Annotated in this window: 13 protein-coding genes; 7 read left to right on the top strand and 6 right to left on the bottom strand. The window is 71.1% G+C overall.

What is annotated here, in order from left to right:
- Positions 1-69: 69 nt before the first annotated feature.
- From AC5JJ2_RS04825 to AC5JJ2_RS04840, 4 genes are all read left to right on the top strand, one after another.
- Positions 70-2,712, top strand: coding sequence for a DUF1549 and DUF1553 domain-containing protein (locus AC5JJ2_RS04825; protein WP_495856829.1), 2,643 nt, complete (start codon positions 70-72; stop codon positions 2,710-2,712).
- A gap of 127 nt (positions 2,713-2,839) precedes the next feature.
- Complete coding sequence (locus AC5JJ2_RS04830) at positions 2,840-4,258, top strand: c-type cytochrome domain-containing protein (RefSeq protein WP_495856830.1); 1,419 nt, start codon at positions 2,840-2,842, stop codon at positions 4,256-4,258.
- 204 nt (positions 4,259-4,462) lie between these two features.
- A complete protein-coding gene (locus AC5JJ2_RS04835; RefSeq protein WP_495856831.1) occupies positions 4,463-5,170 on the top strand; it encodes an ROK family protein in 708 nt (235 codons plus the stop codon).
- A gap of 11 nt (positions 5,171-5,181) precedes the next feature.
- Positions 5,182-5,871, top strand: a complete 690-nt coding sequence (locus AC5JJ2_RS04840; RefSeq protein ID WP_495856832.1) for an HAD family hydrolase — start codon at positions 5,182-5,184, stop codon at positions 5,869-5,871.
- Positions 5,872-5,986: 115 nt separating this feature from the next.
- Here AC5JJ2_RS04840 and AC5JJ2_RS04845 read toward each other — a convergent pair whose 3' ends face one another.
- Positions 5,987-9,577: a PAS domain S-box protein gene (locus AC5JJ2_RS04845; RefSeq protein WP_495856833.1), complete on the bottom strand. Its 3,591-nt coding sequence runs from the start codon at positions 9,575-9,577 to the stop codon at positions 5,987-5,989.
- Positions 9,578-9,694: 117 nt separating this feature from the next.
- Complete coding sequence (ychF, locus tag AC5JJ2_RS04850) at positions 9,695-10,783, bottom strand: redox-regulated ATPase YchF (protein ID WP_495856841.1); 1,089 nt, start codon at positions 10,781-10,783, stop codon at positions 9,695-9,697.
- Positions 10,784-10,908: 125 nt separating this feature from the next.
- Between ychF and AC5JJ2_RS04855 the strand changes: the two genes are divergently transcribed.
- Positions 10,909-12,078 carry a S1C family serine protease gene (locus AC5JJ2_RS04855; protein WP_495856834.1) on the top strand — a complete coding sequence of 390 codons (1,170 nt, stop codon included), beginning with the start codon at positions 10,909-10,911 and terminating at the stop codon, positions 12,076-12,078.
- Between the two features lie 24 nt (positions 12,079-12,102).
- Here the strand turns inward: AC5JJ2_RS04855 and AC5JJ2_RS04860 are convergent, their stop codons facing one another.
- Positions 12,103-13,227, bottom strand: a complete 1,125-nt coding sequence (locus tag AC5JJ2_RS04860) for a hypothetical protein (RefSeq protein WP_495856835.1) — start codon at positions 13,225-13,227, stop codon at positions 12,103-12,105.
- A 135-nt stretch (positions 13,228-13,362) separates the two neighbouring features.
- Between AC5JJ2_RS04860 and AC5JJ2_RS04865 the strand changes: the two genes are divergently transcribed.
- Entirely contained in the window at positions 13,363-15,705 is a 2,343-nt protein-coding gene (locus AC5JJ2_RS04865; protein WP_495856836.1) for a DUF1592 domain-containing protein, read from the top strand.
- Positions 15,706-15,713: 8 nt separating this feature from the next.
- Complete coding sequence (locus AC5JJ2_RS04870; RefSeq protein WP_495856837.1) at positions 15,714-17,063, top strand: DUF1552 domain-containing protein; 1,350 nt, start codon at positions 15,714-15,716, stop codon at positions 17,061-17,063.
- Between the two features lie 2 nt (positions 17,064-17,065).
- On the opposite strand, the gene AC5JJ2_RS04875 is transcribed toward AC5JJ2_RS04870, so the two are convergent.
- The 3 genes from AC5JJ2_RS04875 to AC5JJ2_RS04885 form a co-directional block, all read right to left on the bottom strand.
- Complete coding sequence (locus AC5JJ2_RS04875) at positions 17,066-18,172, bottom strand: serine hydrolase domain-containing protein (RefSeq protein ID WP_495856838.1); 1,107 nt, start codon at positions 18,170-18,172, stop codon at positions 17,066-17,068.
- A gap of 32 nt (positions 18,173-18,204) precedes the next feature.
- Entirely contained in the window at positions 18,205-20,706 is a 2,502-nt protein-coding gene (locus AC5JJ2_RS04880) for a protein kinase domain-containing protein (RefSeq protein WP_495856839.1), read from the bottom strand.
- A 292-nt stretch (positions 20,707-20,998) separates the two neighbouring features.
- Positions 20,999-21,400 (bottom strand): VOC family protein, encoded by a 402-nt coding sequence (locus AC5JJ2_RS04885; protein ID WP_495856840.1) that lies wholly within the window; start codon positions 21,398-21,400, stop codon positions 20,999-21,001.
- Positions 21,401-21,573: the final 173 nt, after the last annotated feature.

The following is a 21,573-nucleotide window of genomic DNA, read 5'->3' on the forward strand; positions in this document are numbered from 1 at the left end:
GGTCTTATCCGGTTTTCATCTGCGCTCCCATCTGCGTCATCAGCGGGCCATTCTTCCCGAGAGTTAACGATGCGTGATCGCTTCTTCGCACTCGTGTTGGTTGTCCTCGCCGCCGGGGTCGCGCGAGCCGACTCGCCACCGTCGCTCAAAGTCTTCCCCGCGAAGGTCGCGCTCAACGGCAAGGACGACCGCGTCAGCGTCGTCGTGCAGCACGTCGATGCGCAGGGGCTGACGAAGGACGTGACGGCCGCCGCGAAACTCTCCCTCGCGGACGCCGTCGCCACCGTCAGCGGCGCGAAACTCGCCCCGGCGAAGGATGGCACGACGAAGCTCCGCGTCGAGGCGGACGGCCTGACGGCCGAGGCCGAGGTCGTCGTCACGAACGCGGCGCAGTCGCGGCCGGTCAGCTTCCGGCTGGACGTGATGCCGGTGTTCATGAAGCACGGGTGCAACAACGGCAGCTGCCACGGCGCGGCCCGCGGCAAGGACGGGTTCATGCTCTCGCTGTTCGGGTACGACCCGGCCGGCGACTACTACCGGCTCACGCGGGCCGTCGTCGGCCGCCGGGTGGACCTCGCCGCGCCGGATAAGAGCCTGCTGCTGGAGAAGACCACCAACGCCGTGCCGCACACCGGCGGCAAGCTCTTCGACGAGACGCACGACGACTACCGCACGCTCCTCTCCTGGCTGAAGGCCGGCGCGCCGGACGACGGCAACGACACCCCCGTCCCGGTCGGCATCGAACTGCTGCCGGCGAAGGTCGTGTTCCCCGGCCGCGACCGGACGCAGAAGACGGTGGTGTTGGCGAAGTACTCGGACGGGTCCGTGCGGGACGTGACGCGGCTGGCGCTGTACATGACGAACAACGAGGCCGTCGCCGCCATCGACAAGGACGGCGTCGTCAAGGGCGGCGGCCGCGGCGGGGCGTTCGTGTTCGCCCGGTTCAGCAAGTTCACCGTCGGCGCGGAGGTCATCGTCCTCCCGACCGACGACCAGTTCACCTGGCCGAACCCGCCGGAAGCGAACTACATCGACACGCTCGTCTTCGACAAGCTCAAGAAGCTGCACGTCGCCCCGTCCGACCTCTGCACGGACGAGGCGTTCCTCCGCCGCGTCTACCTGGACCTCGTCGGCCTGCCGCCGACGCGAGAGGAGTTCGACGCGTTCCTCAAGGACAAGGCCGCGGACAAGCGGGCGAAGCTGATCGACGCGCTGATCGCCCGACCGGAGTTCGCGGACATGTGGACGATGCGGTGGGGCGAGGCGCTCCGTATCCGGGCGAATAATCAAGTGCCGCAGTACGGCCGCGACGCGAAGGCGATGTTCACCTACGCCCAGTGGGTGAAGGAACAGATGCAGCAGAACCGACCGCTGAACGAGTTCGTCGCGGACCTGCTCGTCGGGACCGGCAGCAACTTCAAGCAGCCGACGGCCAACCTGTACACGTCGTCGGACCGCATCACGCCGGAGAAGACGGCCGAGGACATCGCGCAGGTGTTCCTGGGGACCCGCATCCAGTGCGCCCAGTGCCACAACCACCCGTTCGACCGGTGGACGATGGACGACTACTACGGGTTCACCGCGTTCTTCGCCGGCGTCAATCTCAAGCGCGGCGTCGAGGGCCGCGAGGTGCTGGTGACGAACAACAACGGCAACAACACCGTCGCGCACCCGGTGGACGGCCGGCGGATGAAGCCGAAGTTCCTCGGCGGCGACGCCCCGGCGGTGGACGGCCAGGACCCGCGGAAGGCGCTGGCCGCGTGGCTGACGGCCCCGGACAACGCCGCGTTCCGCGAGACGATGGCGAACACGATCTGGGCGCACTTCTTCGGCCGCGGGATCATCGACCCGGTGGACGACGTTCGCATCAGCAACCCGCCGAGCAACAAGGAACTGCTCGAAGAATTGGGCAAGAAACTGACCGCGTACAAGTTCGACATGAAGAAGCTGGTGAAAGACATCTGCAACTCGCGGACGTACCAACTGTCCGTCTCGACGAACCCGACGAATGAGCTGGACGAGATTTACTTCTCGCACAGCTACGTCCGCCGGCTACGGGCCGAGGTGCTGCTCGACGCGATCACCCGCATCACCGGAACGGAGGACCGGTTCCCGCTCTCGCCGCCGGGCACGCGGGCGGTGCAAATCCACTCCGGCGAGGTGTCCACGTACTTCCTGACGACGTTCGGCCGCGCCCCGCGGGAGACGCCGTGCTCGTGCGAGGTGAACAAGGAGGCGAACCTGTCGCAGGCCCTGCACCTCGTCAACGGCGACACGCTCACGGGCAAGATCGCACAGAGCAAGCTCATCGCCGGGATGCTCGCGAAGAAGAAGACGCCGGAGGAGGTGATCGAGGAGCTGTACGTCCGCACGCTCTGCCGGAAGCCGAACGAGAGCGAGACGAAGCGGCTGCTGGACATCGTGAAGCGCGAGGTCGGCGACCCGAAGCGGGTGCAAGAGATCGTGAGCCTGCAAGCCGGCCAGGACCCGCAGTACGCCCGCCAGCAGGAGCGGCTGAAGCAGGCGAAGGCCGACGCGGCGAAGTTGCCGAAGGGCAGCCGGGAACTGGCCGCGGCCGAGAAGCTGATCAAGAACATGAGCGACAACATGAAGGCGACGGCCGAGCGGTACGAGACGAACGCCGCCGTGACGGTCTACGGCGACATCCTGTGGAGCCTGTTCAACTCCACCGAGTTCACGTTCAACCATTGAAAGACATTGGCCCGCAGATGACGCGGACTTCGACGCAGATGAAGAAGATGAAAACCAGAAGATGATTTATCCTCTTCATCTGCGTCGAAGTCCGCGTCATCTGCGGGCCATTCTTGGAAACCTCGACATGCTTCGACACTCCTTCGCCCTCCTCCTGCTGCTCCCCGGCCTCGCGACGGCGCAAGCCCCGAAGGCGGACGCCGTCACGTACAAAGACCACGTCCGGCCGATCCTCCAGAAGCACTGCCTGAACTGCCACAACGCGGACAAGGCGTCGTCCGACTTCGACATCACCACGTACCAGGCCGTGATCGCCGGCGGGTCGAGCGGCGAGGCGGTCAAGCCCGGCAACCCGGCCCAGAGCCTGCTCTACCGCGTGACCAACCACGAGGTCGAGCCGAAGATGCCGCCGAAGGCGAAGAAGATCCCGGACGCGGACCTCGCCGTCATCAAGAAGTGGATCGAGCAGGGCGCGCCGGAGACGGCCGCGGGCGCGGCGAAGGCCGCGTCCCGGAAGGTGGACGTGGACCCGGTCGCCGTCTCGCAGGCGAAGCCGAGCGGCCCGCCGCCGATGCCCGCGAACTGGGCCAGCGTCTCCCTGCCGCGGACGGCCCGGCCGCACCCGGTGACGGCGATGGCCGCCAGCCCGTGGGCACCGCTCTTGGCCGTCGCCGGGCACGAGCGGGTACTGCTCTACAACACGGACACGCTCAAGCCGGTCGGCACGCTGCCGTTCCCGGAGCGGATCCCGCACGTCCTGAAGTTCAGCCGCAACGGGAAGTGGCTGCTCGCCGCCGGCGGCCGCGGGGCGAGCGCCGGGAAGGTCGTGCTGTGGGACGTTGTCACCGGGAAGCGGGTCACCGAGGTCGGGGACGAGGCGGACAGCGTCCTCGCCGCGGACGTTAGCCCGAACCACAAGCTCGTCGCCCTCGGCGGGCCGGGCAAGCTCGTCAAGATTTACGACGTGGCGACCGGCGAACTCAAGCACAAGATTAAGAAGCACACCGACTGGGTGACGGCGATCGAGTTCAGCCCGGACGGGACGATGCTGGCCAGTGGCGACCGCAACGGCGGGGCCTACGTCTGGGAGGCCGAGACCGGCGGCGGCATGTTCACGTTAGGGGACCACAAGGACGCCGTGACGGACCTGAGTTGGCGGGCCGACTCGCAGATGCTCGCGTCCGTCAGCGAGGACGGCAAGCTCATCCTCTGGTACGCGGAGGACGGGTTCCCCACCCGCTCGATCAACGCCCAGCCGGACGGCAAGGCGACGAGTTCCTCGCGGTACAAGCTGCCCGGCGTGCTGTCGGTGGACTACGGCCGCACCGGGACGCTGTTGACGTGCGGCCGGGACAACAGCGCCCGCGTCTGGCGGGCGGACGGCAGCCAGGTGGCGAAGTTCGAGGGCTTCCCGGACGTGCCGACGCAGGCGGCGTTCGCCCACGACGGCGCGCGGGCGTTCGTCGGCGACTTCACGGGAACGGTCCGCGTCTTCGGGATGAAGGACGGCAAACCGGTCGGCGAATTGAAGCCGGACCGGGATTAAGACGACGTGCGATTCAACCGTAGCGGGCGGCGCGATCGCGCCGCCCGCCGCTTTTGACTGTTGTGGAACCCGGAGCGGTAGCGACGGGGTGTGGTACCACACCCCGTCGCTACCGCTCCGGGTTCCACAAATCGCTACGTCTCACTTCGGCCCTAAAGTTGCACTACAACAAGGGGGCTGCCTCACTTCCCCCGGAAATCTCCCATGAAAGTCCTCGTCGTGGACGTCGGCGGGTCGAAGGTGAAGATGTTGGCCTCGGACGTGCAGGAACCGGTGGCGTTCGAGTCCGGGCCGGACCTCACCCCCGCGAAGATGGTCGGCCACGTCCGCAAGGAGACGAAGGGCTGGGCGTACGACGTGGTCTCCGTCGGGCTGCCGTGCGTCATCGGGCCGCACGGCCCGGAGGCCGAACCCGGCAACCTCGGCAACGGGTGGGTCGGGTTCGACTACGAGAAGGCGTTCGGCAAGCCGACGCGGGTGGTCAACGACGCGGCCATGCAGGCCCTCGGCGGGTACGAGCAGGGGCGGATGCTGTTCCTCGGCCTCGGCACCGGGCTGGGGTCGGCGCTCGTCACGGAGCGGGTGGTCATCCCGCTGGAACTCGGCGGCCTGCGGTACGGGCCGGGCGAGCTGTTCTTCGACCGGCTCGGCAAGGCCGGGCTGGAGAAGTACGGGTTCGAGACGTGGGCGGCGACACTGACGGAAATCGCCGAGGAGCTGCTGGCCGCGTTCCGGGTGGACGAAATTCTGCTCGGGGGCGGGAACGTCGAGAAGCTGGAACAACTGCCGCCGAAGTGCCGCCGCGGCGGGAACCAGGACGCCTTCACCGGTGGGTTCCGGCTGTGGGACGAGTGGGTCGAGGTTCACAAGGAGCGCGACGAGCCGGTGCGGACGTGGCGGGTGGTGCGCTAACGGGGGACGCGATGCGGTATCAGGCGCTGGCGACGGACTACGACGGCACGATCGCCCACGACGGCGTGGTGGACGGGCCGACGCTCGCGGCGATGGAGCGGCTGCGGGCCGCCGGCCGGAAATTGATCCTGGTCACCGGCCGCGAGTTTGACGACCTGCTGAACATCTTCCCGGAGCTGACCCGGTTCGACCGCGTCGTCGCGGAGAACGGGGCGATCGTCTACGACCCGGCCACGAAAAACATCCGCGTCCTGACGGAGCCGCCGCCGCCCCGGTTCCTCGGCGCTCTGACCGAGCGGGGCGTGCCCTTCTCGGTCGGTCGGACCATCGTGGCGACGGTCGTGCCGCACGAGCACGCGATGCTGGCGGCGATCCGCGACCTCGGGCTGGAGTACCACCTCAGCTTCAACAAGGGGTCGGTCATGGCCCTGCCGTCCGGGGTGACGAAGGCGACCGGCCTCGTCCCGGCCGTCGGCGACCTGGGGATTCCGTTGGAGCGGGTGGTCGGCGTCGGCGACGCGGAGAACGACCACGCCTTCCTGTCGATGTGCGGGTGCGCCGTGGCGGTGGGGAACGCCCTGCCCGCGGTCAAGGACCGGGCCGACCTCGTGACGGCCGGGGCGCGGGGGTTCGGGGTAACGGAACTGATCGACCGGATGCTGGCCGAAGACCTGAAGGGGTTGGGGCGAGCGCCGGGATGAGTGTGGCCGTTTACTGGGGTGGCCGGGGCTGAGGCGTTGCGAATCCCCCGTGTGGCGCCCCCCGGGGATCGCAAAGCCACAGCCCCGGCCACCCGCGGAACGGTCAAATCGGTGTTCACCCGCGCGGGCGGTAGTGCGTCTTCAGCATCTTCTCCAACTCGGCCAGTTCGACCGGCTTGACGAGGTGGCCGTCGCACCCGGCGTCGATCGACTTCAGGTAGTCCGACTCCTGCCCCCACCCGGTCAGCGAGATGATAACCGGCAGCTGGCCGCCCGGCTTCTCCCGAATTCGCCGGGTCGCGTCCAGCCCGTTCAGCCGCGGCATCCCCACGTCCATCAGGATGAAGTCCGGGCGGAACTCGGCCGCCGCCGCCACCGCCGCCAGGCCGTCGTGGGCCGTCCGCACGTCGTGGCCGAGTAGCGCGAGCATCATCGCCATCGTCTCGGCCGAGTCCCTGTTGTCGTCCGCCACGAGGATGCGCCGGCCGGCCGGCGCGGCCGCCCGGCCCTCGGCCGCCGGCTGTGCCGCGGCGGCCCGGTCGTCCGGGACCGGCAGCCGGACGGTGAACGTGCTTCCTTGCCCGCGGCCGGGGCTGTCGGCCGTCACAATGCCGCCGTGCATCTCGACCAACCCCTTGACCAGCGCCAGCCCGATACCGAGGCCGCCGGTCGTCCGCTCGATGCTCGAATCGACCTGGGAGAACATGTCGAAGATCGACTTCAGCGACTCGGCCGGGATGCCGATGCCCGTGTCCCGGACTGCGACGACGACCTCGCCCCCCTCCCGCGCCGCGGTCAGCCAAATCTTGCCGCCCGGCTCCGTGTACTTTGCCGCGTTGAGCAGCAGGTTCGAGAACACCTGCGCCAGCCGCGTCAGGTCCGCGTCGAGCAGGACCGGGTCCGGCGGCACGGCGACCGTCAGCTCGTGCTTCGCCGCCTGGACGAGCGGCTGGGCCGTCTCGACGGCGCTCTCGACGACGGCCGCGAGGTCGATCCGCGCCCGCCGCAGTTCCATCTTGTTCTGCCGGATGCGCGTGATGTCGAGCAGGTCGTCGATCAGCCGGACCATGTGGGTCAGCTGCCGGTCCATCATCGCCTGCGACCGCTCCCGGTGCTTGCGGTCCTCGGACAGGCGGATGACCTGCAGGCCGTTGCGGATCGGGGCGAGCGGGTTGCGGAGTTCGTGCGCGAGCAGCGCCAGGAACAAGTCCTTCCGCCGGTCCTCCTCGACGAGTTGGTCGGCCTGCCGGCGGAGCACGTCCTCCATCTGTCGGCGGTCGGTCACGTCGAGGAACGAGCCGACGCACCGCACGGCCGCCCGCTCCTTCCCCTCGCCGGCGAAGAACGCCTGCCCGCGGACGCGGATCCACCGGACCTCGCCGTCCGTCCGGACAACCCGCTGCTCGACCTCGAACCCGCCCGGCCCGGCCGGGTCGAACGCGGCCTCCACCCGCCGCATCACCTCGGCCCGGTCGTCCGGGTGGAAGTGCGATTGCACCCGCGCGAACGTCGTGTCCGCGGAATCCCAGCCGTAGATGGCCCGGCCCGGCTCGTTGACCGTGACGCGGTCGGAGGCCAGGTCGATCTCGAAAAGCCCCATGCCGGCGATGCCGACGGCCAGTTGCAACCGCCCCTCGCTGGCGACGAGTTGCGCCTGCGCGTGCGCGACCTCGACCGCCTGCCACGCCCGCTCGGCGACGGCCTCGATGAGGTCTACGTCCTCGGGCGACCACGGCCGCGGCTTCCCGTCCATCACGTTCAGCGTGGCGACCAGCCGGCCGGCCTTCACGAGCGGCACGCTGACGTAGGCCCGGCACTGGACGGCCGCGTAGGCGTCGGCCGCGTCGCGGGTCCGCGGGTCGGCCGCCACGTCGGCGACGGCCACCGTCCGCCCGGCCCGCAGGTCGGCGATGACGGCCGGGCCGAACGACGCGACCGGGTACTGGCCGGCGATGCTCGGCACGCCGGCGGCGTAGTCGCCGCGGGCGGTCGCGACGCCGGCCGCCTCGTCCACGTCCGCGTAGGTGCAGCGGTTCGCGGCGAAGTGTTCGCCGAGGCTCGTCACGACGGCCGCGAGGATGTCGGCCGGCCGGGCGGCCGCCCGCGTCCGATCGGCGACCTTGACGAGCAGCTCCTGCCGCGTCTCCCGGGCCCGCTCGGCCGTCACGTCCAGCGTCACGCCGTCGAACCGGCGGGGCGTGCCGTCCGCCGCGTAGTACGTCCGGCCGATGGCCCGGACGTGCTTCACCGCCCCGGTTTCCGGCGCGACCGTGCGGTAGACCACGTCGTACTGCGTCCGGTCGTTGATCGACCGCTCGATCGCCCCGCGGGTCATTTCGCGGTCGTCCCGGTGCAGCCGGGCGTAGAACGTGTCGATGGTGACGTGCGCGGCCGGCGGCAGGTGGAAGTGCGCCTTCACCGTCTCGTCCCAGACGAGCACGTCGAACGGCAGGTCGCAGTACCAAAACCCGACGCCGGACGACCGGCGGATGAACTGGAACCGCTCCTCGGCCGCCCGAACTTCCTCCTCCGCCTCGCGGCGGTCGGTGATGTCGATCACCGACCCGACGTACCCGAGGAACGCGCCGCCCGCCGCCCACCGCGGCCGGCCCATGTCCAGCACCCACCGGTCCGCCCCGTCCGCCCGGCGGAGGCGGTGTTCGAGCGTGAACGCCTCCCGTGCGGCGTTCGCGGCCCGGAACTTCTCCCCGGCCGCCGCCCGGTCGTCCGGGTGGACGGCGTCGAGCCACCCGTAGCCCAGCCCGGTGTCCGGCGTCTGCCCGGTGAACTCGAACCACCCGCGGGACAGGAACGAGCAACTCCCGTCCGGGTCGGTCACCCACAGCATCGCCGGGGCGGTGTTCGCGAACTCCCGGAACCGCCGCTCGGCCTCGTACTTCTCGGTCACGTCCCGGAACACGAGCACGACGCCGTACACGTCGCCGGCCTCCCCGCGGATCGGGGCGGCGGAGTCGTCGATCGGCCGCTCCGTGCCGTCGCGGGAAACGAGGATCGTGTGGTTCGCGAGGCCGACGACCTGCCCGGTCGCCAGCACCCGCCCGACCGGGCACGGGACGCGGTCCCGGCTGCCGGCCGTGTGGATGGCGAACACCTCGTCCAGTTGCCGGTTCACCGCCTCCGCCCGCGGCCACCCGGTCAGCCGCTCGGCCTCCGGGTTGAGGAACGTGACCCGGCGGGACAGGTCGGTCGCGATGACCGCGTCGCCGATGCTGGCGAGCGTCGTGTGCCACAGTTCCTGCTGCGGCCGGTACACGTCCTCGACCGTCCGCCGCTCGGCCGCCCGCAGCTCCTGCGACTTCCGGTACAGGTCCACGAACACGGCCACCTTCGCCCGGAGGATGACCGGGACGAGCGGCTTGACGAGGTAGTCCACCGCCCCGAGGGCGTAGGCCCGCTCGATCGGGAACTCGTCCGCGTGGGCAGCGGTGAGGAAGATGACCGGCGTGTGCCGGGACCGCTCGCGGGACCGGATGAGCTTGGCGACCTCGAACCCGGACAGGCCGGGCATCTGTACGTCCAGCAGGACGGCCGCGAAGTCGGTTTCCAGGATGCGCTTCAGCGCCGCCTCGCCGGAGTTCGCCCGCACGAGCGTCTCGCCCAGCTCGCCGAGGATCGCCTCCAGCGCGAGGAGGTTCTCCGGCCGGTCGTCCACGAGGAGGATGTTGACCGGGTCCAATCGCGTCACGTCGTTCTCCGCGGCGGGCGAGCCGTGCCACTCGGCGTAGGGCGGGTCCAGGCTTTGCGCCGACCCGCCGGGGATCGGGCGCGACGGCGGGTCGGCGCAAAGCCTGGACCCGCCCTACTAGTTGAACAGGAAGTGGCAGATGTCGCCATCTTGCAGGACGTAGTTCTTCCCTTCGACCCGCAACTTCCCCGCCGCCCGGATCGCCTTCTCGCTCTCGTGTGATTCTAGGTCGGAAAGCGTGTAGACCTCCGCGCGAATGAACCCCTTCTCGAAGTCCGTGTGGATGACCCCCGCCCCCTGCGGCGCGGTCGCCCCGACCGGCACGGTCCACGCCCGCACTTCCTTCTCGCCGGCGGTGAAGTAGCTCTGCAAACCGAGTGCCCGGTACGCGGCCCGGACCAACACCGCCAGCGCCGGCTCCGCCAGCCCGGACGCGGCCAGCATCTCCCGCCGGTCGGCCGGGTCGAGTTCCGCGATCTCCGCCTCCAGCTTCGCGCAGACGGGCACGACCTCGGCCCCGACGTTCGCCGCGAAGTCGCGGACGGCCTTCACTAGCGGCCCGGTCCCGTGCAGGTCCGATTCGTCCACGTTCGCGACGTACAGGATCGGCTTGGCGCTCATCAGCCCGAAGCTGGACACGACCTTTGCCTCCGCCGGGTCGAGCCGGAGCTTCCGCAGCGGCTGGTTGGTGGCGAGGTGGGCCTGGCACTTGCGGATCACCTCCGCCCGCGCGACGGCCTCGGCGTCGCCGCCCTTCGCCGCCCGCTCGGCCCGCGGCAGGGCGTTGTCGAGCGTCTGGATGTCGGCCAGCATCAGTTCGATCTCGACCGTCTCGATGTCCGACACCGGATCGACCTTCCCGGCGACGTGGACGATGTCCGGGTCGTCGAAGCACCGCACGACCTGCAGGATGGCATCGACCTCGCGGATGTGGCTGAGGAACTTGTTCCCCAACCCCTGCCCCTCGCTCGCGCCCTTCACGATGCCGGCGATGTCCACCAGCTTCAGCGCCGTCGGCACGAGCTTCTTCGGCACGATGTACTTGCTGATCCGCTCGAGCCGGTCGTCCGGGACGGGCACGATCCCCTCGTTCGGCTCGATCGTGCAGAACGGGTAGTTCGCGCTCTGGGCGGACTTGGACGCGGTGAGGGCGTTGAACAGGGTGCTCTTGCCGACGTTCGGCAGCCCGACGATGCCAGCTTCCATGAACCCGTTGACCTCCAGGATTCGAGACGAAACTACTAGCATATGAACGGGTCCGACCCCCGGCCCGCGGCGTTGGCGACGGATTTGCACGCCTTCGGACACCTCCCCGACGCGAGACGCAACCCATGCCGACCGACCCTGACGCCGCCGCCCGCCACCGCCGGCGGCCCAGCCCGGTCCCGACGATCCTGGCCTTCCTGTTCGCGGCCGTCGCCCTCGCGTTCGTCGTCCGGGAGGCGGTGCGCTTCCTCGGCCCGTCGGCCCCGGCCAACAACCCGGACGCGGTCGAGCGAACGCCCGACCCGCGGACGGGGCACGACGCCGAGGAGGCGGAGGCGATCCGCGTCTTCAAGGACGCCCGCGAGAGCGTGGTGAACGTGGACACCGTCGTCCTCGTCCGCCGGCTGGACATGAGCGTCCAGGAACGGCAGACCGGGACCGGGTCCGGGTTCGTGTGGGACGACGACGGCCGCGTCGTTACGAACTTCCACGTCGTCAAGGAGGCGGCCGCGCGGCGGGTCGGGCTGCGGGTCGTCCTCGCGGACCGCACCGCCTGGGACGCGCGAATCGTCGGCATCGCCCCGGAGTTCGACCTGGCCGTCCTTCAGATCGCCACGCCGGGGCGGAAGTTGCCGAAGATCAAGGTCGGCCGGTCGAACGACCTGGAAGTCGGCCAGAAGGTGTACGCCATCGGCAACCCGTTCGGCCTCAGCCTGAGCATGACGAAGGGGATCATTTCCGCGCTCGACCGGGAGATCGACTCGCTGACCGATCAGACAATTAGCGGCGCGATTCAAACCGACGCCCCGATCAACCCCGGCAACAGCGGCGGGCCGCTGTTGGACAAGGACGGGCGGCTGATCGGGGTGAACACGTCGATCGCGTCGCCGTCCGGCGGGAACGTCGGCATCGGGTTCGCGATCCCGGTGGATACCGTGAATACGGTGGTGACGGAACTGATCCAGCGGGGCCGGGTGCTGAAGCCGGACCTCGGGGCGAAGTTCGTGGACGAGCGCCGCCTCCGCCGGGCCGGGTTCCCGACGGGGGTGATGGTTCAAGACGTGCTGCCGGCAGGAGCGGCGGCGAAGGCCGGGCTGCGGGGCGTGCGGGTCGATCCGCGGTCCGGCGACGTGGAGCCGGGCGACCTGATTTTGGCCGTGAACGGCGAGGGCGTGCCGACCGTCCAGGAGCTGACGCGGGTGCTGCGGAAGCACAAGATCGGCGACAAGGTGAAACTGACCCTCGAGCGGGACGGAAAGCAACAACAGGTGGAGGTCGAACTGGGCGGCGCGTGACGGGGGCGGAACCGCTCGCCGCCGTCAGAGTTTCAGGAACAGTTTCTGCCGTTCCAGGTAGCGCACGAACAGGTAGCACAGCGCCAGCGACACGGTCAGCCCGGCGGCCACGTACCACAGCGGCGCGTCCCGCGGGACGAACGGCTTCACGGCCGCGTTCACCAGCCCGTGGATGACGTACCCGGCCAGCGCGTTCGACCCGAGCGTCCGGAACACGCCGACCTGCCGCCCGCCGATGTCGCACGCGACCACGAACACCGCCAGCACGGCGAGCGAGAACCCGGCCCCGAACAGCGGGTACGTGACGCCCCCGGACCGCTGGCTCATCGTGAACAGGTTGTTCGTCGGCGGCTTCGCGTCCACGTGGACCAGCGGCGGCTCCGTCGCCGCGACGGTCACGGCGAACGCCCCGTAATCCTGGTCCATCGGCGCGAGCCGCAGGCACGAGAGGCCGTAGGCCAGCAGCATCACAGCCACGCCATACGCCAGGAGTACGCGGACGGCCTTCCCCTTGTCCGCCGCGGTCGTCACGAGGTCGTGGGCCAGCGACCCGACGAGCAGCGGGACGCACCACGTCAGGAACCCGAGCGGCCCGCCGTCCACGCCGTTCGGCGGCGTGTTCACCCACCGGTAGTACGCGACGTAGGACAGGGCGAGGTGCAGCGCCCCGGACGCGACGGCGAACGCGACGCGGACGCCCGGCCGGGCGGCGATCACCGGCAGCACCCAGAGGCACGTCGCGGCGATGTGGCCGAGCGTCTGGAAGAAGTCCTGCTTCGCCCACCGCAGGAGTACGGCGTGCAGCTGGTCGGCCGCATGCCAGGTCTGCCAGTTCGACCCGACGTTGTGGACGGCGAACGCGACGAGGGCGAGGGCGGCGGTGCGGCGGGCGGCGTGGCCGTAGGCCGCGGCCGGGCCGTCGGCGGCGCGGCGGCGGAGGAACGTCAGCCGGTACGCGAACCCGACGGCGAACAGGAACTGCGGCATGATCGTGTCGGCGTAGCCGCAGTACGTGTGGTGGTGCGCGAGCAGCGGCAGGTCGGCCCGGACGACGGCGAACGACCCGACGAAGTTGACGAGGAACATGCCGAGGACGGTGTACCCGCGGAACTGGTCGAGCGCCGCGAGCCGGCGGGGGTCGGGGGCCATGCGTGGGGACTCAGGGGGAGTCCGCCAGCGTAAGCGATGCGGCCGGGCGGCGGAAGGGAAAAGCGCGGCCGGCCGGTTCCCGGTTGCGACACGCTCCCGCCGCCCTGTAGTGTAATAGGAACCGAGGGCTTGCTCATGCGCCGGGCCGTGCTCATCGCCGTTCTCCTCGTCGCGGTCGCGCCGCTCCGGGCCGCCGCGGCCGACGGCCGGGAGTTGCTCAAAACCTACTGCTTCGATTGTCACGCCGGGGACAACCGCCGCGGCAGCTTCACCCTCGACACGCTACTCGACGCGAAGGACCGCACGGCCGACCGGGCGAAGTGGGAGAAGGTCCGCAAGACGCTCCGGCACGAGTTCATGCCGCCGGCCCACGCCGACCGGCCGACGGACGCCGACCGGCAGGCGATGGCCCGGTGGGTCGAGCGGGAAGTCTTCCGCGTGGACGAGAAGGCCCCGGACCCCGGCCGCGTCACCATCCGGCGGCTGAACCGGATGGAGTACCAGTACACCGTCCGCGACCTGTTCGGCCTCGACCTGGACCTCGCCCAGGAACTGCCGCCGGACGACACCGCCTTCGGGTTCGACAACATCGGCGACGCCCAGACGCTGCCGCCGGCCCTGCTCGAAACCTACTTGACGCTCGCGGAGAAGATCGTCGCCGCCGCCATCGTCGAGGGCGGGCCGCGCCACCCGACGGTGAACGTCCGGCCGTCCGCGTTCCGGCCGAAGAAGGGCGAGGGGAAGCGGGCGGAGCAGGCCGCGACCGTGGAACTCAAGCACACCGGGAAGTACAAGGTGGAACTGGAGTTCCCGCTCGGCGGGTGGCAGGAGTACGGCGGCGAGTACGAACTGACGGCGACGTTCGGCGGCCGTGAGGTCGTGACGAAGAAACCGGTCAGCGTCGGCGGGCAGAAGACGTACACGTTCACGGCCGAGGTGACGCTCGACGCCGGCAAGCACGAGTTGCTCACCGCCACGATCCCGACAAAGGCCGCCGCCGACGGCGAACTCCGGCCGCTGCCGCTGTCGCCCCGCGTCATCGTCACCGGGCCGCTCGGCACGGGCGTGTACGAGTACCCGGCGTCGCACACCCGCATCTTCACGAAGGGCGCGGCCCCGGCCGACCCGACAGCGAAACGCGAGTACGCTCGCGAAATCCTCGGCCGCATGGCGGGCAGCGCGTTCCGCCGACCGCCGACCGCGGATATGCTCGACCGGCTGACGGACATGGTCCTCGCGGACAAGTCGTTCGAGTCCGGCGTTGCGCAGGCGGTCACCGCGATCCTGAGTTCGCCCCGGTTCTACTTCCGGGCCGAACTCCAACCGCAACCCGACGACCCGGCCGCCGTCCACCCGCTCGACGAGTTCGCCCTCGCGTCTCGGCTGTCGTACCTGCTCTGGCTCAGCCTGCCGGACGACGAGCTGAGTGGCCTCGCCGCGAAGGGGCAACTCCGAAAGAACCTCGACGCGCAACTGCGGCGGATGCTCGCCGACCCGAAGTCCGGGAGGTTCTTCGAGGATTTCGCCGGGCAGTGGCTGCGGACGCGGAACATCATGCTCGCCCCGGTGTCCGGCAGGGCGCAGTCGGCCGTCGATCCGCTCCGCGGGCTGATGAAACGCGAAACCGACATGCTGTTCGAGCACGTCGCCCGACAGGACCGCGACCTGACGGAGTTGCTCACGGCCGACTACACGTTCCTGAACGAGCGGCTGGCCGCGTACTACCGCATCCCTGGCGTGAAGGGCGAGGAGATGCGGCGGGTGTCGTACCCCTCCGACGGCCGGCGGTCCGGCGTCCTCGGCCACGCGAGCGTGCTGATCTCCACGTCGAACCCGAACCGCACGTCGCCGGTGAAGCGCGGGCTGTTCGTGCTGGAGAACTTGCTCGGCCGCGAGGTCCCGCCCCCGCCGCCGGACGTGGGCAACCTCGAGGACGCGAAGGCCGACGGGAAGACGCCGAAGACGCTCCGCGAGCAACTCGCGATCCACCGCGAGCAGCGAAGTTGCGCCGCGTGCCACGCCCACTTCGACCCCATCGGGCTGGCGATGGAGAACTTCAACAACATCGGCTGGTGGCGGGACAAGGACGGCCGCGAGCCGATCGACGCGAAGGCGGAACTGGTCACCGGGGAGGAAGTGAACGGCCCCGCCGACCTCGGCCGCGTGCTGGCGGCGCGGAAGGCCGTGTTCTACCGGTGCGTGACGGAGAAGCTGTTGACCTACGCCCTCGGCCGCGGGCTGGAGGCGGCCGACGCCGTGACCGTGGACCGGATCACCGACCGGGTGACCGCCGCGAACGGCAAGTTCTCCGTGCTGCTCGCCGAAGTCGTCGCGAGCGCCCCGTTCCAGACCCGCCGCGGGGATTCCGGCGCGACCGCCGAGGCGGTCCGCACGACCTCGCAGCCGAAGCGTGCCGCCCCCGCCCACAAAATCGGCGACCTGGACCAGAAGCGACAAGTTCGTCCCGACAAGCCGTGAGGCCGACCATGACCCGTGCCGTGTTCGATTCGAGCCGCCGTGCGTTCCTCCGCGGGCTGGGCGTGTGCGTCGCGCTGCCGAGCCTGGAGGCGTTCGCGAAGGCCGCGGCCAAGCCGACCGCCCTCGCCACGACGGCCGGCGGGCGGCCGCTGCGGGCCGCGTTCGTCGGCTTCCCGAACGGGTGCAACTACGAGCGGTGGCTGCCGACCGGCGAGGGGAAGGACTACACGCTCAACGAGACGTTCGCCCCGATGGCCGACCTGAAGCGGCGGTTCCAGATCGTCACCGGACTGGCCCACGACGCGGCCCGCGACTGGGGCGACGGCCCCGGCGACCACGCCCGGTCCGGGGCGTCGTTCCTCACCGGCTGCCACGCCTGGAAGACGCACGGGGCAAAGCTGCAACTCGGCGTCTCCGTCGATCAGATCGCGGCCCGGCAGGTCGGCCACCTGACGCGGATCGACTCGTTGCAACTCGGCACGGAGGGCGGGCGGCTGTACGGGTCGTGCGACACCGGGTACGCCTGCGCGTACCAGTACAACCTGTCGTGGGCGTCCGAGACGCTGCCGCTGCCGCCGGAGGCGAACCCGCGGGCCGTGTTCGAGAAGTTGTTCGGCCACGGCGGCGACGGGGCGGCCGCGAAGGAGCGGTTGGCCCGCCGCAAGAGCGTGCTCGACTTCGTCCGCGACGACGCGAAGGCCCTCAGCCGCGACCTCGGCCGCACGGACCGGCAGAAGGTCGAGGAGTACCTCGCCGGCGTCCGCCGGGTCGAGGAGCAGGTGCAGAAGTACGAGCGGTTCCGCGCGCCGAAGCCGGGGCAGGTCGCGCCGCCGGACGCCATCCCGGACGACTACCCGGAACACCTGGCGGTCATGTACGACCTACTCGCGGCCGCGTTTCAGACCGACTCGACGCGGGTGGTCAGCTTCGCCGTCGCGCCGGAGGGGGCGAACCGGCCGATGCCGCACCTGAACATCGCCGAGGGCTACCACTTCCTGACGCACCACGCCGGGAACAAGGAGAAGAAGCTGAAGGTGGCGAAGATCGAGCGGTGGTACATGGAGCAGTTCGCCAAGTTCCTGGCCAAGCTCGACGGGATGAAAGAGGCCGACGGCACGAGCGTGCTGGACAACTCGATGATCGTGTACGGCTGCGCCATCGGCGACGGGAACAAGCACAACCACGACGACCTGCCGGTCGTCCTCGCCGGCGGCGGGGGCGGGGCGCTGCGGCCCGGCCGGCACACGGTCGTCCCGTCGCAAACGCCGATGACGAACTTGTTCGTGACGCTCCTGGACCGGATGGGGGTGAAGGCGGAGAAGGTCGGCGACAGCACCGGCCGGCTCGACGCAGTGTGAGGTCACTCTTTCAGTGCGGCGAACACGGCCGTCGAGATCGCGCCGACCTCCGCGAACCGGCAGTTCGTCATGACGACCACGCCGGTCCCGGCCCGCGGGTAGAGGACCATCCGCGTCGTCGCCTCCGGCTGGCTGCCGTTGTGCGACACCTTCAGCCCGCCCTGCTGCTCGACTGTGAACCCGAGGCCCCACTTCGTCTCCCCGCCGGACCGCAGCTTCTGCGGCGTCCACATCGCCGTCTCGGTCGTCGCCGTCACCAGCTCGCGGGCCAGGACCGCCCGCGCCCACCGGGCGAAGTCGCGGACGTTCGACTTGTACCCGCCGGCCCCGTGCTTCCAGTAGTGGGCGTCCTCGGCGGTGGGGGCGACGGCCCCGTCCTTGTCCTTGACGTACCCAGCCGCCCAGTGCGGCTGGCCCTTCGCCGCCACATCTTGCTGCAACGACGCGAGGCCGAGCGGCTTCCCGACGCGGGCTTGGACCTGCTGGTCGAACGGCTCCTTCCCGGCGCGCTGGACGACGGCGCTCAGCAGGACGTAGGCGTAGGACGAGTAGTCCGCCTTCTCGCCGGGCGGGAAGATCAGCGGCGACTTGTTGAACTTGTCGAGCGCATGCACCGGGTCGAGGTACGGGTCCGCCTCCTTGTACGTCCGGTCGGTGGCGACCACCTTCCCGTTCGCGTAGTGCGGCAGCCCGCTCTGGTGGCAGAGCAACTGGCGGGTCGTGATGACGGCCCCCTTGTCCGGGAACTCCGGCACGTACGTCCGCACGTCGGCGTCGAGGTCGAGCAGCTTCTTCTCGACGAGTTGCAGCGCGGCCACGGCGGCCAGCGGCTTCGAGTTCGACGCCCAGTTGAAGACCGTGTCCGCCGTGGCCGGCGTCCGCTTCTCCCGGTCCGCGAGGCCGTACCCGTTGACGTACGCGACCTCGCGGTTTCGGATCACGCCGACGGCGACGCCGACGACCTGCTGCTTCTTCATCTCGTCCCGCACGGCCCGATCGACGGCCGCGGCCTCGGCGGCCGTGAGCTTGTTCCGCTCCCCCTGGCCGAAGGCGGCCGGCGCGGCGAGGGCGAACGTAAGGGCGACGAGGACGCGGACCGGAACGGGCATGGGCTTCCCTCGGGGTGGTCTTGGGGCTGAGGCTACCCGCCGCCGGCCGCCGCGACGGCCCGGCGGGCCTCGGCCTCCCACTCGGGCGTGCACGGCTCGCACGCCGCGGCCGCGGCGTGGGCCTCGTCGAGCAGCCGGCGGGCGTCGGCCGGGCGGCCGGTCCGGGCGGCGACCGCGGCGCGGATCAGGAACCCGGTCCGGGTCGGGAACCGGCCGCCGCAGCGGGCCAGTTCCGCCTCCGCCTCCGGGAGCCGGCCGGCGTGGTAGTGGACGGCGGCGAGGGCCACGGCCGCGGCGGCGTCGCCGGGGGCCAACCGCACGGCCTCGCGGGCGGCGGCCTCCGCCCGGACCAGGTCGCGGCCGCCCGGCCCGTCCGCGTGGTAGCGGCTCAGCAGCCGGCTGCGGATCGCCCCGGCCGGCTGGGCTTCCAGTTGAGCCAGGTAGGCCCGGCCGGCCCCGGCCGCCGCATCCGGCCGCCCCGCCCGGAACGCCGCCCACGCCCGGAAGTGGGCGACCTCGCCCGGGCCGGTCGCGAACTCCGGGTTCTCCCCGGCCACGAGGTTCGTCAGTTCGTCCCACTCGGCCACAACGCCCGTGGCGTCCCCACCGGCGGCAATCAGCCATGCGGCCCGGCCGGCCAGCAACTCCAGTCGGGTCGAGCGGAACGAGAGTAACTCCAGCTTGTCCGCGTCGCCGGCCTCCGGGGCGGCCCGGGCCACCTCGCCGGCGGACAGGGCGAGGGCATCCTCGTTCGCGGCCAGTGCCTCGGCCAGCCGGCCGCGGCCGGCCAGCAGCTGGGCCAGCCGCATCCGGGCGTGGACCGCGGGGCTGGCGAGCCGCCACAGGTCCGGGCGTTCCAGCCGGCAGCGGTCGGCCTCGGCGGCGGCCCGCCGGTACAGGGCCTCGGCCTCCGCGAACCGGCCGGCCGCCGCGAGGGCGGCCCCGTACTGGGAGGTGTACGTCGCCGCCGCGTCCCGCACCCGCATGTCGGTCGGGAAGTCGGCCAGCAGCGCCCGCGCCGTCTCGTATGCCTCGGCGTCCGCCGCGTCGGCCGCGGGCAGGTCCGGCGTCGGGCTGGAACGAAGGGCCATGGCCGTGACGGACAGGGACCGGGCCACGTCCAGCCGGTGGAGCGGGTTCATCGGGTCGGCGGCGGCGACGGCGCGGTAGGCGTCGGCGGCCCGGCGGGCCGCCGACGCCCCGTCCGCCGGCCGGCCGAGCCGGGCGTACACCCGGCCCAGCCGCCAGCTCGCGTGGGCCAGGTGGCGGGTGGCGAAGACGTCGCCGGGGTCCAGTTCGAGTTGAAGTTCCTGTACCCGGACCGCCTGCTCCAGCATCGCCCGCTCGGCGTCGAGCTGCCCCGGCGTGGCGTAGAGGATGTCGTCCACGGCCAGCGTGTTCGTCGCCACCGCCCGGCGGGCCACGTCGGCGGCGCGGCGGGCGGCCCGCTCGGCGGCGTAGGCGCGGGCGAGGAGGACGGTCGCGACCACGACGGCCGCGGCCGTCGCGGCGGCGGCGGCGGTCAGCGCCCGGCGGTGGCGGCCGACCCACAGCCCGGCCCCGCGGAACCACCGCGGCCGCCCCGCCCGGACCGGGTAGCCGGCCAGGAACCGGGCCAGGTCGTCCGCCAGCCCGACGGCGGATGCGTACCGGTCGGCCGGGGCCGCCGCCGTGGCGACCGCGATCACCCGCCGCAGTTCCCGCGGCACGGCCCGGCCGACGGCGACCGGCATTCCCTCCTTCGGACTGGTCAGGGTCAGCAGTTCGGCTAGCGTCACGCCCAGGGAATACACGTCCGTCGGCGGGCGGATCGCGGCAGGGTCGCCGGCGACCTGCTCCGGGCTGCGGTAGCCCGGCGTGCCGACGCGGATGGCGTCGTCCGCGGTGGCCGGGTCGCCGTCCTGGACGGCCAGGCCGAAGTCGTGGAGCCAGACGTGCGGCCGGCCGGTGCGGTCGAATTCGAGCAGCAGGTTGCCGGGCTTCACGTCCCTGTGGACGGCCCCGGCGGCGTGGGCGGCGGCGACCGCCTCGGCCGCTTGCCGCACCCACTCGGCGACGGCCCGCGTGTACCCGGCCCGGTCGGTCGCGGCGAGGGCCGACACCCGCGCCGTCACGGCGGACGCCGGCTCCCCGCCGGCGGCGCGGACCGCCCGGAGGACGGCGGCGAGGGACTCCCCGCGGATCAACGGCATGGCGTAGGCGGTCGGCCCGTCCGGGCCGCCGACGGCGGCGAGCACCGGGACGATGTTCGTGTGGTGGAGCCGGGCGGCGACCGTCACCTCGGTCCGGAATCGGGCGACGGCGGCCGCGCACTTCCGCTGCTCCGGGTAGAGCATCTTCAAGGCGACCGGTCGCAACGGGTTGAGTTGGACGGCCTCGTAGACGACCCCCATCCCGCCCCGCCCGGCCTCCCGGAGGATGCTGTACCCGGCGATCGCGGTCGGCGCGGGGTCGGGGCCGCCCCGCGGGGGATCGCTGGCGGGCAGGCGGGCGGTCGGGAGCGAATCGACGGACGTGTCCGGGCGGTGGTTCATGAGGCCGGTCTGGCGAGGGACCGAACGAGTCGGCGGGGTTCGGCCCGATTGTACCACACCGGCCGGCCGCGGTGAAGCACCTCCCGGCAGCGGGCGGGAATCAGCGGCCTTGCCGGGCCGATGATGATTCGCGCGGCGACGGGGCCGCGGACGTTCACCCCGGAGCTGTTCGCTACGACCTGGAGGCCCCCGACCCCGGCGGCCGCCCGGCCGATGCCGCCCGTGACGAGGCGACGTGCCCGGCGACGTTCAGGTTTATTGTGCCCGGCTCCGTCTGCGAAACTGATCCGCCTCACGCCCGATACCGGCCGTCCGCTTCTGGCGTGTAGGGCCGGTGCCACTGGAGAATCTCGATTCGGTTGCCGTCCGGGTCGCGGACAAAGAAGCGATCCGCCGCCGCGATCTTGACCGTCTCGTCGATGGCCACGCCCTTCGCCGCCAGGTCGGCGTGGGCGGCGGCCGCGTCCGTGACGTGCAGGCAGAAGTGCCGCGGGCTGATGGTGTCGGGCTGCGGCTTCAGCAACAAGTGCAGGTACGTGCCGCCGAGGTCGTACCAGAGGGCGACGAAGTCGAACTCCCGCGGGGCCGGGATTTCCGTCAGGCCGAGCAGCTGACCGTAGAAGTGCCGCGCCTTCGCCACGTCCGTGACGAGGACGGAGCAGTGGTCGATGTGCGTGTAGCGGAACGACGACATCGCGAACACCTCACACGAGCGACGACCGGCTTTGTCCCCTCCCCCCTTGAGGGGGAGGGTTAGGGTGGGGGGTGAGCTTCCTCCCGATGTGAGGATCGCGTCCGAGGAAGGGAGGTTACCCCCCTCCCTAGCCCTCCCCCCCAAGGGGGGAGGGAGAAAATCATCGGATCGCA

The sequence above is a fragment of the Limnoglobus sp. genome, from assembly GCF_059499385.1.